The sequence below is a fragment of the Luteimonas pelagia genome (assembly GCF_054776035.1).
In genome coordinates this window covers 146,303-161,856 of record NZ_BAAHCG010000003.1, presented here as the reverse complement: position 1 = coordinate 161,856, position 15,554 = coordinate 146,303, and the positions used below count along the sequence as shown (strand labels likewise).

The window sequence follows — 15,554 nt, the reverse complement described above, 5'->3', positions numbered from 1 at the left end:
GAGGCGCCCGACCGGCCGGGGCCGGCGGCCGAATACAATCGGGCGATGCTTTCGCGCGCGCTGCTGGTGCTGCTGGTCATCCTCAACCTCGGGGTCGCCGCCTGGTGGATCGCCCGCCCGGTGCCGTCGCCCGGTGCCGGACCGGTCCAACCGGACGGCGTCGCGCGCTTGCGCCTGGCGTCGGAGGTCCCGGCGGATGCGCGCCCGCCGCCCCCGCCCGAACCGGTCCTCTGCCTGCGCGTGGGTCCGTACACCGCGGACATGGACATCGCCGCGTCGCGAGCACGACTGGCCGAGGTGGCATCGGCGGTCCGCGAGACCGTCGAGCGCGGCGAGGCGCCCACGCGCTGGCGGGTGATGCTTCCGCCGGACGCCGGGGCGGCCCCCGAGGACCGGATCGCACGGCTCGCGTCCGCCGGATTCGACGACGTGCAACCGGTGCAAACGGGCGAGGAGGCGGGGAGCATCGCGCTCGGACTGTTCTCGGGCGAGGTGGCCGCGCGGGCGCATCGCGACCGGATCCAGGCCAGCGGTTTCCCCGCGCAGCTGCACGCCGACGGCGGCGAGACGCGCTGGCTGCTGGTCGCCTTCGACGCCGCGCAGGCCGTGGATGTCGATGCGTCCGCGCTGCGTGCCCGCGCATCGGCACTGCGCGCGGTCGAGGTCCCGTGCGGTCCGACCGGTGGCGGGCGGAGCGCACCGTAACGGTGGCCCACGCGGGCGGACGCTAGAATCGGTGGCTGCACGCTGGCCGGCTTAGCTCAGCTGGTAGAGCAACCGCCTTGTAAGCGGTAGGTCGTCAGTTCGACTCTGACAGCCGGCACCATCGTGCGCCCCACCCGTTCCAAGGAGTCGCCATGTCCCGCCGTTTCCCGCCCGTGTCCCTGATCGGTGCGCCGACCGACGTCGGCGCCGCGCATCGCGGTGCGTTGATGGGGCCGGATGCACTGCGCATCGCCGGCCTCGCGGAGGCTCTTTCGGCGCGTGGCGTGGACGTGGTCGACCGCGGCAACCTCGATGGCCCGCGCAACCCGTGGCAGGATCCGGTCGAGGGCTACCGCCACCTGGCCGAAGTCGTCGCGTGGAACCGCGCGCTGATGGAGGCGTGCGCCGCCGAGTTCGCCGAAGGCCGGATGCCGGTGATGCTGGGTGGCGACCACTGCCTGGCGATCGGCTCGATCACCGCCGCCGCGAAGCACGCGAAGGCGCAGGGCAAGCGCCTGCGCATCGTCTGGCTCGACGCCCATGCGGACTTCAACACCTTCGACGTCACGCCGTCCGGCAACATCCACGGCATGCCCGTCACCTGCCTGTGCGGGATCGGTCCGCGGGAACTGACGCACCTCGGCGGGAGCGCACCGGCGATCACCGCGGACATGGTCCGCCAGGTCGGCATCCGATCGGTGGACGCCGGCGAGAAGACGCTGGTCAAGGAGCACGGCCTCGACGTGTACGACATGCGCCACATCGACGAGGTCGGCATGAAGCGCACGATGGAACAGGCCCTCGAGGGTGTCGACGAAGGCACCCACCTGCACGTCAGCTTCGACATCGACTTCCTCGACCCGGACCTCGCGCCCGGCACGGGCACGCGCGTGCCCGGCGGCCCGAACTACCGCGAGGCGCAGCTGGTGATGGAGATGATCGCCGACACCGGGCGCATGGCCTCGCTGGACATCGTCGAGCTCAACCCGCTGCTCGACAAGCGCAACCGCACGGCGCACCTGGCGATCGACCTGGTGGAGAGCCTGTTCGGCAAGTCGACCCTGATGCGCGACTGACGCCGCGCACGCGCCCCACCGCGGGGCTCGCTTCCGATCCCTTCGTGCGTGAACGCCACCCCGCGCGGTGGCGTTGCGTCGACGCGCGCTTCACGGCCCGGTGCGGTTTGATGGCCCCCGCCGGACGATCCCCGTCCCGGTGTCCGCCCGCCGGACCCCATGGCCATGACGCCCCGGAGGCACCCATGAAGCGCCTGGTACCCATGCTGCTGCTCGCACTCTTCTCCATCGCCTCGCTGGGCGCGTGCAACACGGTTGCCGGCGTGGGCGAAGACCTCCAGTCGGCCGGCGACACGATCGAGGACGAGGCCGAGGGCCACATCGACTGCGACGAGTCCGACGACTGCTGAGCGGACGCGCCGCGACGGCACGCAAACTTCAGAGGAGACACCCGATGAGCAACACGAAACGTATGTTCGCCATGCTGCTGCTGGCGCTGTTCTCGGCGGGCACGCTCGGTGCCTGCAACACGATGGCCGGCCTCGGCGAGGACGTCGAGGCGGCCGGCGAGAAGATCGAGGACAAGGCCGAGGACTGCAAGGATCCGCCCTGCTGACCAGGGGCGATGGAACGCGGCGCAGGGAGCGCGCCGGCATGGATGCATCCGAAGGGCCGGTTCTCCGGCCCTTTTCTTTTGCGTGACGCCGGTGCCGCATTCATCGACGTCACGCGCCCGCGCGCCGTGCACGCAACGAATCGTTGATCGCGGGCGAATGGGCCCGGCGCGATGCTCCGGGGGCGGACGCGCCGTCCGCGTACCCCCTCGTGCACGAGGAGGCATCCATGAACCAGGACATCATCGGTGGCAAGTGGAACCAGTTGAAGGGCCAGATGCAGGCCAAATGGGGCGATCTGACCGACGACGATTTCGACGTCGCCCGCGGCGATTCCAAGTACCTCGCGGGCAAGCTGCAGGAGCGTTACGGCTGGGACCGCGAACGCGCCGAGAACGAGGTCCGGGACTTCGAACGCACCTTGCCGTCGGAGTACAGGCACTGAAGCGACCGGGTTCCTTGCACCGCAACGTGAATTGGAACCCGCAGGAAAGGGCCGGCGTCGCCGGCCCTTTCCTTTGCGTGCCCGGGCGAGCGGGCTCAGAAGTCCGGGTCCGGGACGAAACCACGGGGAAACGCGGTCGGGCCTGCATGGCCGCGGACCGCGCGCCACGGCAGGATGCCCCGCGCCACCAGCCGCTCGGGCGCGTCGTAGCGCACCTGCAGCACCTGGGCCGGGTGCCGGCTCGCCCGGACGAATCCGGTGCGCGAAACGGGCGCCCATTCGCGGGCGCCGTGCCCGGTGCCGAGGCGCTGCGGGACCGGCGAAGCGGACTCGGCCATCGCGTCGGCCTGTGCCGACTCGCGCGCCGACTGCGCGGCCGCCGGTCGCTCCGCGCCTCGTGCCACGGCCGGTGGCGGCGCGGCCGGCTGCGGAAGCGGAGGGGCTTCCCGGAACGCGGCAACGCCGATCACGCCGACATGGTCCGGTCGACCGGTCCGCGCGGCGTATGAATCCGGCAGGTCGGTGAAGACGAAGGCGGCCACGTCCTCGAGCGACTTGCGCCAGCCGGTGATCTCCGTGCTCTGCCACGGATGCAGGACGTAACCCGCCTGGTCCGTCGACGCGGTTTCCCCGGAGACCGCGTTGATGCCATCCACCGACAGCACGACGAGGATCCGCTCGCCGGTCGTGTTGGTCAGGCGCACCGCATAGCGATGGCCGGGCGTGCCGGCGATCCAGTGTTCGCCGTGATGGCGATGGGTCTCGAGCATTCCCCCGTGTTCCCGGTCGACGAAGTCGAGTTCGACCAGCGGCCGGGCGAGGGCGGGGGTGGCGGACAGTCCGAGGGCGGCCAGCAGGCCGATGAGCGGGGTGCGGAACATGCGCGGTCTCCGTTGTTGGCGGGCGCCGGGAAACGCCCGGTGCCGGGAAACGGGGTCGAGCGGCGGCCAGCCGGTAAACTGCGCGCCATGGAAACCCCCGATTCGAGCGGCGCGGGCGCGGCCGGGCCCGTCCGCGTCCTGACCGGCATCACCACCTCCGGCACCCCGCACCTGGGCAATTACGTGGGCGCGATCCGCCCGGCGATCGCCGCCAGCCGCGCGCCCCGCACGGAAAGCTTCTTCTTCCTGGCCGACTACCACGCGCTGATCAAGGTCGCCGAGCCGGCGCGCGTGCAGCGATCGACGCTCGAGATCGCCGCGGCCTGGCTCGCCTGCGGCCTGGATCCCGATGCCGTGTGGTTCTACCGGCAGTCGGACGTGCCGGAGATCCCCGAGCTGACCTGGCTACTGTCGTGCGTCGCGGGCAAGGGGCTGCTCAACCGCGCCCACGCCTACAAGGCGGCGACGGACCGGAACCGCGAGGCCGGCGAGGACGAGGATGCCGGCGTGACGGCGGGGCTCTACATGTATCCCGTGCTGATGGCCGCGGACATCCTGCTGTTCAACGCGGACCGCGTGCCGGTCGGTCGCGACCAGGTCCAGCACATCGAGATGGCGCGCGATTTCGCCCAGCGGTTCAACCACCTCTACGGCGGTGGCGACGGGCCGTTCGTGCTGCCCGAGGCCGTGGTCGACGCGCAGGTCGCCACGCTGCCGGGGCTGGACGGGCGGAAGATGTCGAAGAGCTACGACAACGTCATCCCGCTGTTCGCGCCCGCCGCCACGCTCAGGAAGCTGGTCTATTCGATCGTCACCGACTCGCGCGCGCCCGGCGAACCGAAGGATGCGGCGGCGTCGAACGTGTTCCAGCTCTACCAGGCGTTCGCTTCGGCGGAAGAGACGGCGGCCATGCGCGTGGCCTTCGACGAAGGCATCGCCTGGGGCGACGCCAAGGCCGCGCTCTTCGAGCGGATCGACCGCGAGGTGGCCCCCCTACGCGAACGCTACGACGCGCTGGTCGCCGACCCGGCCGCGATCGAGCGCATCCTGCGCCAGGGTGCCGAACGCGTGCGGTCACGCCATGCGACGCCGCTGATGCGCTCGCTGCGGGCCGCGGTCGGCCTGCGCCCGTTGTCGCGGGACGGCGCGTCCACGCGTGACACGGGCCCGTCGGCGACACGCCCGGCCACCGCGGTGTTCAAGCAGTACCGTGGGGCGGACGGCCGGTTCCACTTCAAGCTCGCCGACGGCGACCGGGTGCTGCTGCAGGGCGGGGGCTACGATTCGCCGCGCGACGCCGGCCGCCGGATCGCGGCATTGCGCGCGGACGGTTTCGCCACGCCCGCCACGGACGAACTGCTCGGCGAGGGCGTGTCCCCGGCGGACGTGGACGCGGCCCTGTCCGACATGCGCGACGCCGAGGCGCACGCCGCCCGGGCGCGGGAGGAACAGGCCGGCTGAGGCGCGCGCGATCGGGCGTGCACGCCCGTCGCGCCCATGCCCGGATGCCGTGGACAGCACCGTGAGCGCATCGACAGACAACACCGGCACGCACGCCGCGGACGAACGCCTGCGCCAGGCGGCGCTCGACCGGCATGGCATCGTGGACACGCCCGGCGAGCCGGCGTTCGACGACATCGCACGCCTGGCGGCCCTGCTCTGCGGGGCGCCGGTCGCGATGGTGTCGTTCCTCGACGGCGACCGGCAGTGGTTCAAGGCGAGCGTCGGACTTGGCGGACGCCAGACGCCCCGCAGCGAAGCGATCTGCGACGCGACCATCCGGGATCCGTCGCGCGTGCTGGTCGTCGGCGACCTGTCGCGCGACCCCCGGTTCGCCCGGCTCGACCTGCGCAGCGGGGGCGAACGGCTCCGCTTCTATGCCGGCGCGCCCTTGCGCGACGACGACGGCTTCGCGCTCGGCACCGTCGCGGTGATGGACGTCCGCCCGCGTCGCCTGTCACCCGGCCAGGTGGACGGCCTCGCCGCGCTCGCGCGCCAGGCCGCGCACCTCCTCCAGCTGCGCGTGGCGCTGCTCGAACAGGCGCGCCTGGCCGTGGAACGCGACGCGCTCGCCAAGACCATGCACGACCGCGAGCAGGACCTGCAGCAGCGACACGACCGCCTGGCGCACGCCGCGACCCATGACGCGCTCACGGGGCTGCTCAACCGGACCGCGTTCGAGCAGTTGCGCCACGACGGCCAGGCGCGCAGGCGGCTGGATGCGGGCGCCTACGTGCTGGCGGTGCTCGACATCGACCACTTCAAGCAGGTCAACGACCGGCACGGCCACCTGCTGGGCGACCGGGCGCTGCGCGCCGTGGCGCACGCCATCGAGGCGGTGGTGCGGAAGGAGGACGTGGCGGTGCGGTTCGGCGGCGAGGAGTTCCTGCTGATCCTCCCGGGGACGCGCCTGGACGCGGCGATGGAGGTGGCCGAACGGATCCGCCGCGCGGTGGAGCAGGTGGCGCTGCCCTTCCCGCTGAGCGTCAGCATCGGCCTGGCGCCGGGCGATCCGGGCGCCGACGACCCCGAGGCGGTGTTCGCGCGCGCCGACCAGGCGCTCTATCGGGCGAAGGCGGCGGGGCGGAACCGGATCGTCGCGGACGACACGCCCCGCGTGCCGGAACCGGATCCGGGCTGAATCCCGGCGTGCGCCGGGCTCAGTCCCAGCGGTTCGCGCGTGCCGCGTTCCCGCCCTCGTGCATGCGCACGACGCAGAACCTGTGGCCGGTCGGCGCGTCCATGACGACCCAGCGGCCCTCGTGGGGGCGCGAGACTTCGCTGGCGCCCAGCGCGACGAGGCGGGCGACTTCCGCCTCGACGTCGTCCGTCTCGATATCCAGGTGCACGCGCGGCGGGTGCGACACCTTCTGCACTTCGACGTGCAGGCCGGCGGGCGTGTCGCCGAACTGCTCGTAGGTCCCGGGTGTGCTCCCCGCGTCGCGATCGGCGACCGTCATGCCCAGCGCCGCGGCCCAGAAGTCGGCGGCGTCGTCGAGGCCGTCGCCCTCGCAATCGATGATGAATCCGGCCAGCCTGCTGCGATGCGCCATTTCCGTGATCCCTGTCGTCCCGAGCAAAGCGAGGGACCTGCTTCCACGGGGGCCGGGAACGGCCCCAAGCTGCCTGCGACGCGTGCCGCTACTGCGGCAGCGCCAGGTCGTCCAGCAGCGCCTTGAGGAAGCGCGCCGCCTCGCCACCCGTGCAGGCGCGATGGTCGAACGTCACCGAGATCGGCATCCGCCGGTGCACCTCGATGCCGCCGATCACCGCCACCACGTCGTGCGACAGCTTGCCGGCGCCGACGATCGCCACGCACGGCGGCACCACGACCGGCGTCGCGTAGCGGCCGGCGAACATGCCGAAGTTGGACAGCGAGACCGTGTAGCCGCTCAGCTCCGACGGCGGGATGCTGCGGTCCTCGACCTGCGCGCGCAGGCGGTTGATGCCCTCGCGCAGGCCGCGCGCGTCGAGCATGTCGGCATTGCGCAGTGCCGGCACGAACAGGCCGTCGTCGGTGTCCACCGCGATGCCCAGGTCCACGTGCGGGTGCAGGGTGCGGGTCAGCTTCTCGCCATCGAACCAGGCGTTGAGCGCCGGGACGGTCTTGCAGGCGACCACGATCGCGCGCACCAGGCGCGCGGTGATGTCCTGCTTGCCGAGCCAGGCGTGCAGGTCGGCGTCGTCGCACAGCGTGGTCGGCACGACCTTCGCGTGCGCGTCGGCCATGACCCGCGCCATGTTGCGGCGCACGCCCTTGAGCTGCTCGGGCTGGCCGGTGGCCTGCACGGACGGCGGCTGCGTGCGCATCGGGCGGCCGGACTGGGACACCGTGCTGCGCGACGCGGGCTGCGGAGCGGTGCGCGACGTGTCGCCCCGCGCGGCGGGGGCGGGGGCCGCGGACGGGCCCTCCTCGGCCGCACGCTTGACGTCGGCCATGGTCACCACGCCGTCCGCGCCGGTGGCGCGCACCCGGGCGAGGTCGACCTTCAGCTTGCGCGCCAGCGCGCGCACGGCGGGCATCGCCTTGACGCCACCCGCGGACGACACCGCGTCGGCGCGGACCGCGTCGGAACTCTGCATCGCGCCGACCACGGTGCCGGCATCGTCGCGGCCGCCCGCGTCGCCCTTCGCCGCCTGCCTGCCGTCGGCCTCGATCGCGCCGCCCTCGTCGGAGGCGACCACGCGGTCGTCCGGCGCGGGGTCCTGCGTGCCGACGCCGTGGTCGGCGTCGTTGCCGCCATGGTGGTGGCCGGTGTCCTGCCCTTCTGCGCGCTGCGGCAGCGACGGGTCGATCTCGAACTCCGCCAGCATGCTGCCGGTCACCACCACGTCGCCGGCGCCGCCGGCCAGCTTCAGCACCTTGCCCGAGACGGGCGAGGGCACCTCGACCACCGCCTTCGCGGTTTCCATCGACACGAGGTTCTCGTCCAGGCGGATGGTGTCGCCCACCTTGACGAACCACTCGACGATGGTGGCGTCGGGCAGGCCCTCGCCGAGGTCGGGAAGCTTGAAGGTCTTCTTGTCGGCCATGTCCGGTCCTGGTTCGTCAGCTGGCGTCGAGGGTGCGCTTGGCCGCGGCGACGATGCGCTCGACCGAGGGCAGGTACTTCATCTCGAGGCGGAACAGCGGGATGTGGGTGTCGTAGCCGGTCACGCGCTCGACCGGGGCCAGCAGGTCGTACATGGATTCCTCGGCCAGGCGCGCGGCGATCTCCGCGCCGAAGCCGGCGGTCTTCGGCGCTTCGTGCACGATGACGCAGCGGCCCGTCCGCGAGACCGATTCGGCGATCGTGTCGAAGTCGAGCGGCCGCAGCGTGGCGACGTCGATGACCTCGGCGCTGATGCCGTCCTTCGCCAGCGCCTCGGCGGCCTCCAGCGACTCCTTCACCTGCGCGCCCCAGGTCACCAGGGTCACGTCGGTGCCGTCGCGCAGCACGTAGCACACGTCCAGCGGCAGCGCCTCGCCGTCGTCCGGCACCACTTCCTTGTACTGCCGGTAGATGCGCTTGGGCTCCATGAAGATGACCGGGTCCGGCTCGCGGATCGCGGCCAGCAGCAGGCCGTAGGCGCGCGCGGGCGAGGAGGGCATGACCACCCGCAGGCCCGGGACGTTGGTGAAGATCGCCTCGTTGGCCTCGCTGTGGTGCTCCGGCGCGCGGATGCCGCCGCCCCACGGCACGCGCAGCACCATCGGGCAGGTGAGGCGGCCGCGCGTGCGGTACCGGAAGCGCGCGGCGTGGCAGATGATGTGGTCGACCATCGGGTAGACGAAGCCGTCGAACTGCACCTCCGCGACGGGCTTCATGCCCTGCGAGGCCAGGCCGACCGTGAGACCGGCAATCGTGGTCTCGTCCAGCGGCGTGTCGAGCACGCGCGCGTCGCCGAACTCGGCCTGCAGGCCCGCGGTGGCGCGGAACACGCCGCCATTGACGCCCACGTCCTCGCCCAGCACCAGCACCGAATCGTCGTTGCGCATCTCCCAGGCCAACGCCTTCGTGATCGCCTCGATCAGGGTGATGGCGTCGGCCGGGGCGGCGGTCTTCGCGTCAGCCATGGCGCCTGCCCTCCAGCGCCACCACGGCGTCGCGTTGCGCCAGCAGGTCCGGGGGCGGATCGGCGTAGAGGTGGTCGAACATCGCGGTCACCGGCTGCACCTTGGTCTCGAGGTAGGCGTTGATCTCCTCGTCGACCTTCGCGCCGCACTCGGCGATCCACGTGTCCTCGCGCTTCTTGTCCCAGAGCTTCTTCGACTGCAGGAACGTGCGCAGTCGGGCGATCGGCTCGCGCTCCCAGGCCGCCTTGACCTCGTCCTCGCCGCGGTAGCGGCGCGCGTCGTCGGCGGTGGTGTGGTCGTGCAGGCGGTAGGTCAGGAACTCGATGACGCTGCCGCCCTCGCCATTGCGCGCGCGGACCATGGCGCGGCGCATCGCCTCGAGCACGGCCAGCAGGTCGTTGCCGTCGACCTGAAGGCAGTCCAGGCCGCCGGCCAGGCCCTTCTGCGCCAGCGTCTTCGCGCCGGTCTGGGCGCGCCGCGGCACCGAGATCGCCCAGCCGTTGTTGATGATGCACTGGATGAACGGCAGGCCGTACGCACCGGCCGAGTTGATCGCCGCGTAGGTGTCGGTCTTGGAACTGCCGCCGTCGCCGCAGCAGGTCACGGCCACGCGGTCCTCGCCCCGCAGCTTGAACGCCAGCGCCGCGCCGGCGGCATGCAGGCACTGCGTGGCGATCGGCACGCACCACGGGTAGTCGTGCTTCGGGCCGGAGAAATCGTTGCCGCGCTCGTCGCCGCCCCAGTACAGCAGGACCTCGCGCGGCTTGACCCCGCGCATGAACTGCGCGCCGTACTCGCGGTAGCTCGGCGCGAACACGTCTTCCGGCCGCATCGACGCGCCGATGCCGACGTGGGTGGCCTCGTGGCCCAGGCACGCGGCATAGGTGCCGAGCTTGCCGGTGCGCTGCAGTCGGATCGCCTTGTCGTCGAAGGTGCGGACGAACAGCATCTGCTCGAACAGTGGCACCAGCGCCTCGGGATCGGGCACCGCCTCCGGCAGCTTGCCGGACAGCTTGCCGTCCGGCTTGAGGTACTGGAGGTGCTCGATCTCGAACTTGGCGGCGACGGTCATGCGGGCGCGCCCCGGGGCAGTCGGAAAGGCCCTGATCATAGCGAATCGATCCATGCGGCGATGCGACCACCAGCGTGGCCGCCGCCCCGGAGCGCCCGTCGCATCCGGCGACCGGCCCGGGGCGCCCGGACGGCGCAGCCGGCATCCCGCGGGTCTCGCTAGAATCCGCGGATGGAAGAACGCGACGACGCCACGCACGACCGCCGGCCGCTGGAGGCGGGGATCCACCGCGACCTCGCCGGGCGCCTGACCTACGCCGGCTACCTCCGGCTGGACCGGCTGCTCGACGCGCAGGCACCCGTGAGCCGGCCCCCGCACCACGACGAACTGCTGTTCATCGTGCAGCACCAGGTGGCCGAGCTGTGGATGAAGCTGCTCATCCACGAACTGTCCGCGGCGACCGCGCACCTGCAGGCCGACGACCTCGGCCCGACCCAGAAGATCTTCGCCCGCTGCAAGCAGGTGATGCGCCAGCTGATCGAGCAGTGGTCGGTGCTGGAGACGCTCACCCCGTCCGAGTACATCGAGTTCCGCGACATCCTCGGCCCGTCCTCGGGGTTCCAGTCGCTGCAGTACCGCACGATCGAGTTCCTGCTCGGCAACAAGGACCGGGAGATGCTCGACGTGTTCGACCACGCCCCCGGCGACCGGGCGGCGCTGGCTTCCGTGCTGGAGGCCCCGTCGCTGTACGACGAAGTGCTCCGGCACCTGTCCCGGCAGGGACACGACGTACCGGCGCGGCACCTGGACCGCGACTGGGCCGTCCCGCACGCCTTCGACGCGGACCTGGTGCCGGTGTTCAAGCGGATCTACGAGGACGTCGACGCGCACTGGGCCGCCTACCACCTGCTCGAGGACCTCGTGGACCTCGAGTCGCTGTTCCAGCACTGGCGCTTCCGCCACATGCGCACGGTGATGCGGATCATCGGCTTCAAGCGCGGCACCGGAGGCTCGTCGGGCGTCGGCTTCCTCAAGCAGGCCCTCGAGCAGACCTTCTTCCCGGAGCTGTTCGAGGTCCGGACCCGGCTCGAGCACACGGTCGACCCGCTCAGGCCGGACTGACCGCGTGCCGGGCGTGGCGCCGCCAGGTCGCTGCTAGGATGCCGGCTGGCCCACGCTGCCAGGACCCCGGGCATGAGCGATCCGAGCCCCGCGACGACCCCGCGCCGCGGCGCGGTCACCCGCTTCCTGGATGCCGTCGAGCGCGTCGGCAACCGGTTGCCGGATCCGGCCGTCCTGTTCCTGCTGCTCATGCTCGCCACCTGGGGCCTGTCGGCGCTGCTGGCGAACGTCACTTTCAGCGAGCTGGATCCGCGCAGTGGCGAGCCGGTGCAGGTGAAGAACCTGCTGGCCGGCGCCAGCCTCACGGCCTTCATGGCGGAGATGGTCCGCACGTTCGTGAACTTCGCGCCACTGGGCGTGGTCCTGGTCGCGATGCTGGGCCTGGGCGTCGCCGAGCACACCGGCTTCATCAACGCCGCCCTGCGCGCGATCCTCGGCGTCACGCCCCGGATGCTGCTGACGCCGGTGCTGGTCGCGGTCGGCATCCTCAGCCACGTCGCCGTCGATGCCGGCTACGTGCTGGTGATCCCCCTGGGCGCGGTCATCTTCTACGCGGCCGGCCGGCACCCGCTGGCGGGCATCGCGGCGGCGTTCGCGGGCGTGTCCGGCGGCTTCTCCGCGACGCTGTTCGTGCCGTCGAGCCTGGACCCGCTGCTGTCGGGCCTGACCCAGGAGGCGGCGCACCTCGTCGATCCCGCGGTCGTCGTGAACCCGATCAACAACTACTTCTTCACCACGGCCTCGTCCTTCCTGATCATCGCCGTGGGCTGGTTCCTGACCGACCGCGTGATCGAACCGCGCCTGCGTGGCACGCAGGTGGACGGCGACACGGCGCAGATGCCGACGATGACCCCCCTCCAGCCGAAGGAGCGCAAGGGCCTGGCCGCGGCGGTGGCCGCGATGGCGGTCGCGATCGTCCTGTTCGTCCTCAGCCTGCTGCCCGAGGGCACGCCCTGGGCCGCGCCGGCCGCGGACCTGCCGCCGGGCACGCATCCGCTGCTCGCCTTCACCGCGCCGCTGATGCAGTCGATCGTGGCGCTGATCTTCGTGTTCTTCCTCATCCCCGGCGTCGTGTACGGCTACGTGGCCGGCACCGCGAAGAGCCATCGCGACATCATCGCCGGCATGAGCAAGGCGATGTCGGGCATGGGCTACTACATCGTCATGGCGTTCTTCGCGGCGCAGTTCATCTACGCCTTCGGCCAGTCGAACCTCGGCGTGCTGCTGGCGATCAAGGGCGCCAACGCGCTGCAGGCGATGGGCCTGCCGATGGCGATGACGGTGGTCGGCATCGTGCTGCTGTCGGGCTTCGTCAACCTGTTGATCGGCTCGGCATCGGCGAAGTGGGCGCTGATCGGCGCGATCATGGTGCCGATGCTGATGCAGCTGGGCGTCTCCCCGGACCTGACCCAAGCGGCGTACCGCGTCGGCGACTCGTCGACCAACATCATCACGCCGCTGATGCCCTACTTCCCGCTGATCGTGGTGTTCTGCCAGCGGTACGTGACCACGTCAGGGGTCGGCACGCTGCTGGCCCTGATGCTGCCGTTCTCGGTGACCCTGCTGGTGATGTGGACCGCCTTCCTGCTCGGCTTCTGGGCCCTCGGCATCCCGCTGGGCGTGGGCGCGAGCTACGTGTATCCGTCCGTCGGCTGAGGTCGCAGGCACCCGTGGCGCCGGTCATGGGCGGTGGGATGGTGCACCGCACAACGGCGAGGAAGGTTTGACGGCGGCGGCGCCGTGCGGTTACACCTTGCCGTCATTTTGCGCCCGGCACGCTGCCGGGCCCCACCCGCCATTGCATGAAGGCCGGCGCCGGCCAGGAGCACCCGACGCATGAGTTCGATCCCGACCCGACCCGCCGAGGGCAAGACCTTCCTCGGCCATCCGCGCGGCCTGTTCGTGCTGTTCTTCGCCGAGATGTGGGAGCGCTTCTCCTACTACGGCATGCGGGCGATCCTGATCTTCTACCTCATCCAGCACTGGCTGTTCTCCGAGGAGAAGGCGTACGTCATCTACGGCGCGTACACCGCGCTGGTCTACATCACGCCGGTGATCGGCGGCTGGATCGCGGACCGGTGGCTGGGCCAGCGCAAGGCGGTGCAGTACGGCGCGATCCTGCTGGTGATCGGCCACGGGTTGATGGCCTTCGAGGGCTCCGCGCCACCCGACACCAGCGCGCAATCGGCGGCGCTGATGCAGTCGTCGACGTACATCGACATCTTCTGGCTGGCACTCGCCTTCATCATCATGGGCGTCGGCTTCCTGAAGGCGAACATCTCGGTGATCGTCGGCCAGCTGTACCGGCAGGGCGACGCGCGCCGCGACCCGGCGTTCACCATCTTCTACATGGGCATCAACCTGGGCGCCGCGCTCGGCTCCCTGCTGGTCGCCTACCTCGGCCAGACCTACGGCTGGGCCTGGGGCTTCGGCGCGGCCGGCGTCGGCATGCTGTTCGGCCTGCTGGTGTTCGTGCTCGGTCGCCCGGCCCTGCTGGGCAAGGGCGAGTCGCCGATCCCGCAGTCGCTGCGCGAGCCGGTGATGGGCATCCCGCGTGAGTGGGCCATCTACCTCTCGGGCCTTCTGGGCGTGGTGGTCGTGTGGTGGCTCGTCCAGTACCAGGACGTGGTCGGCTGGCTGCTGGGCCTGAGCGGCGCGGTCGTGGTGGCCTACCTGCTGTATTCGTCCGTGTTCAAGATGGACCGGATCGACCGCGACCGGATCCTGGCCGCGCTGTTCCTGATCGCGCTGCAGCCGCTGTTCTGGGCACTGTTCGAGCAGGCCGGCTCCTCGCTCAACGTCTACACCGACGAGCAGGTCAACCGGTCGTTCTTCGGCTGGGAGGTCCCGGCGGGCATGTTCCAGTCGCTCAACGCGATCTACATCGTGCTGCTGGGCCCGGTCTTCGCGTGGCTGTGGATGGCGCTGGCCCGCCGCGGCCTGGAGCCGTCCACGCCGGCCAAGTTCGGCCTCGGCCTGGTGCAGCTGGGCGCCGGCTTCCTGGTCCTGGTGGCCGGCGCGGCGGCGGCCGGCACCGGCAACCTGACGCCGGTGATCTTCATCTTCCTCATCTACCTGCTGCACACGATGGGCGAGCTGTGCCTGTCGCCGGTGGGCCTGTCGGCCATGACCAAGCTGGCGCCGGTGCGGATGCTCAGCCTGATGATGGGAACCTGGTTCCTCGCCAGCGCCGGCGGCAACTTCATCGGTGGCCTGATCGCCAGCGCGACCGGCGGGCACGGCGGCGAAGAGGCGGCCGGTGCCGACCAGGTGATGTCGGTCTACAACCAGATCGGCTGGATCGCGATCGGCGTGGGCGTGGTGGTGATCCTGATCGCCCCGCTGGTCAAGCGCCTCATGCACGAGGACGTGGACGACCTGGACCACAGCCACATCCTGGCGGGCGAAGGCGAACTCGCCGAGCCGGCCGCGGCGGGCACGCATCCGGAGCAGGAGCGGAAGTAACGCTCTCGCGACGGGTGCAACCAAGGGGCGGCTCACGGGCCGCCCCTTTTTTTTTTCCGGTGCGGGCGCGGCGCGGGGTGAATCCCCGGGCGCCGTCCTGCCTCCCTCAGCCCGCGCGGGGCGCGCCGAGCTTGCCGAGCAGGCGCTCGAGCTGGGCGCGCTCGTCCGCGTCCAGCGGCGCGAGCAGCCGGCGTTCGTATTCCAGCGCCAGGGGCACGACCTGGTCATGCACGCGCCGTCCTTCGCCGGACAAGGCGAGCACCGAGCGGCGCCGATCGTCGCCGTGGGTGTCGCGCGCCAGCAGGCCCCGCGCGAGCAGGCGCGCCACCGCGCGGCTGACCGCGACCTTGTCCATCGCCGTGCGCTGCGCCACCTCGCCCGCGGACAGGCCCGGATGCCGTCCGAGCACCGCCATCACCCGCCATTCGGTCACGCCCAGGCCGAAGCGCCCGCGATAGGCGCTGGCGATGGCGTCGCTGATGCGGTTCGACAGCACCGACAGCCGGTACGGAAGGAAGCGCTCGAGCTCCAGTTCCGGCGTGGCCGGGGGCGTCGCGCCCCGGGGCGGCGCGGGTCGGCGGCGGGCGGGCATGCGTCGGCCTTGCAAATGGTTGCAATTGAAACTATAACGTCGGGGACCCGGGTGCAAGCCGCGGCCGCATGGCCGCCGGTCGCACGCGACATCCCCTGAACGCCGCGCGCGCCACACTCGCGCGGCCGCACCGACCCACAGGAGT

16 protein-coding genes and 1 tRNA gene are annotated in these 15,554 nt (G+C 71.4%); 11 read left to right on the top strand and 6 right to left on the bottom strand.

Annotation, left to right across the window (positions count from 1 at the left end; all coding sequences use genetic code 11):
* Window positions 1-45: 45 nt before the first annotated feature.
* The 6 genes from ACYU7H_RS09630 to ACYU7H_RS09605 all read left to right on the top strand — a co-directional run bounded on the left by ACYU7H_RS09630 (window position 46) and on the right by ACYU7H_RS09605 (window position 2,780).
* Window positions 46-705: a hypothetical protein gene (locus ACYU7H_RS09630; protein WP_460814268.1), complete on the top strand. Its 660-nt coding sequence runs from the start codon at window positions 46-48 to the stop codon at window positions 703-705.
* 45 nt (window positions 706-750) lie between these two features.
* Window positions 751-826, top strand: a tRNA-Thr gene (locus ACYU7H_RS09625).
* A 31-nt stretch (window positions 827-857) separates the two neighbouring features.
* Window positions 858-1,781 carry an arginase gene (rocF, locus tag ACYU7H_RS09620; RefSeq protein ID WP_460814267.1) on the top strand — a complete coding sequence of 308 codons (924 nt, stop codon included), beginning with the start codon at window positions 858-860 and terminating at the stop codon, window positions 1,779-1,781.
* 185 nt (window positions 1,782-1,966) lie between these two features.
* Window positions 1,967-2,131: an entericidin A/B family lipoprotein gene (locus ACYU7H_RS09615; RefSeq protein WP_460814265.1), complete on the top strand. Its 165-nt coding sequence runs from the start codon at window positions 1,967-1,969 to the stop codon at window positions 2,129-2,131.
* A 44-nt stretch (window positions 2,132-2,175) separates the two neighbouring features.
* Entirely contained in the window at window positions 2,176-2,337 is a 162-nt protein-coding gene (locus ACYU7H_RS09610; RefSeq protein WP_460814264.1) for an entericidin A/B family lipoprotein, read from the top strand.
* 227 nt (window positions 2,338-2,564) lie between these two features.
* Window positions 2,565-2,780, top strand: coding sequence for a CsbD family protein (locus ACYU7H_RS09605; RefSeq protein WP_460814263.1), 216 nt, complete (start codon window positions 2,565-2,567; stop codon window positions 2,778-2,780).
* Window positions 2,781-2,875: 95 nt separating this feature from the next.
* Here ACYU7H_RS09605 and ACYU7H_RS09600 read toward each other — a convergent pair whose 3' ends face one another.
* Complete coding sequence (locus ACYU7H_RS09600) at window positions 2,876-3,661, bottom strand: hypothetical protein (RefSeq protein ID WP_460814261.1); 786 nt, start codon at window positions 3,659-3,661, stop codon at window positions 2,876-2,878.
* An 87-nt stretch (window positions 3,662-3,748) separates the two neighbouring features.
* On the opposite strand from ACYU7H_RS09600, the gene ACYU7H_RS09595 reads away from it, so the two are divergent.
* Both ACYU7H_RS09595 and ACYU7H_RS09590 read left to right on the top strand, forming a co-directional pair.
* Window positions 3,749-5,122: a tryptophan--tRNA ligase gene (locus ACYU7H_RS09595; RefSeq protein ID WP_460814259.1), complete on the top strand. Its 1,374-nt coding sequence runs from the start codon at window positions 3,749-3,751 to the stop codon at window positions 5,120-5,122.
* Window positions 5,123-5,183: 61 nt separating this feature from the next.
* Window positions 5,184-6,302, top strand: coding sequence for a GGDEF domain-containing protein (locus ACYU7H_RS09590; RefSeq protein WP_460814258.1), 1,119 nt, complete (start codon window positions 5,184-5,186; stop codon window positions 6,300-6,302).
* 19 nt (window positions 6,303-6,321) lie between these two features.
* Here the strand turns inward: ACYU7H_RS09590 and ACYU7H_RS09585 are convergent, their stop codons facing one another.
* The 4 genes from ACYU7H_RS09585 to pdhA form a co-directional block, all read right to left on the bottom strand.
* On the bottom strand, window positions 6,322-6,714 hold the full coding sequence (locus tag ACYU7H_RS09585) for a VOC family protein (protein WP_460814256.1): 393 nt from the start codon (window positions 6,712-6,714) through the stop codon (window positions 6,322-6,324).
* Between the two features lie 88 nt (window positions 6,715-6,802).
* Window positions 6,803-8,194, bottom strand: a complete 1,392-nt coding sequence (locus tag ACYU7H_RS09580; protein WP_460814254.1) for a dihydrolipoamide acetyltransferase family protein — start codon at window positions 8,192-8,194, stop codon at window positions 6,803-6,805.
* A 16-nt stretch (window positions 8,195-8,210) separates the two neighbouring features.
* Window positions 8,211-9,218 (bottom strand): alpha-ketoacid dehydrogenase subunit beta, encoded by a 1,008-nt coding sequence (locus ACYU7H_RS09575; protein WP_460814252.1) that lies wholly within the window; start codon window positions 9,216-9,218, stop codon window positions 8,211-8,213.
* Window positions 9,211-10,290 (bottom strand): pyruvate dehydrogenase (acetyl-transferring) E1 component subunit alpha, encoded by a 1,080-nt coding sequence (gene pdhA, locus ACYU7H_RS09570; protein ID WP_460814250.1) that lies wholly within the window; start codon window positions 10,288-10,290, stop codon window positions 9,211-9,213. The genes ACYU7H_RS09575 and pdhA overlap by 8 nt, the downstream gene beginning before the upstream one ends.
* A gap of 171 nt (window positions 10,291-10,461) precedes the next feature.
* On the opposite strand from pdhA, the gene ACYU7H_RS09565 reads away from it, so the two are divergent.
* The 3 genes from ACYU7H_RS09565 to ACYU7H_RS09555 all read left to right on the top strand — a co-directional run bounded on the left by ACYU7H_RS09565 (window position 10,462) and on the right by ACYU7H_RS09555 (window position 14,817).
* Window positions 10,462-11,352 carry a tryptophan 2,3-dioxygenase gene (locus tag ACYU7H_RS09565; protein WP_460814248.1) on the top strand — a complete coding sequence of 297 codons (891 nt, stop codon included), beginning with the start codon at window positions 10,462-10,464 and terminating at the stop codon, window positions 11,350-11,352.
* Between the two features lie 72 nt (window positions 11,353-11,424).
* Window positions 11,425-13,008: an AbgT family transporter gene (locus ACYU7H_RS09560; protein WP_460814246.1), complete on the top strand. Its 1,584-nt coding sequence runs from the start codon at window positions 11,425-11,427 to the stop codon at window positions 13,006-13,008.
* A 180-nt stretch (window positions 13,009-13,188) separates the two neighbouring features.
* Complete coding sequence (locus tag ACYU7H_RS09555; RefSeq protein WP_460814244.1) at window positions 13,189-14,817, top strand: peptide MFS transporter; 1,629 nt, start codon at window positions 13,189-13,191, stop codon at window positions 14,815-14,817.
* A gap of 106 nt (window positions 14,818-14,923) precedes the next feature.
* Here the strand turns inward: ACYU7H_RS09555 and ACYU7H_RS09550 are convergent, their stop codons facing one another.
* Entirely contained in the window at window positions 14,924-15,409 is a 486-nt protein-coding gene (locus ACYU7H_RS09550; RefSeq protein ID WP_460814242.1) for a MarR family winged helix-turn-helix transcriptional regulator, read from the bottom strand.
* Between the last annotated feature and the right edge of the window lie 145 nt (window positions 15,410-15,554).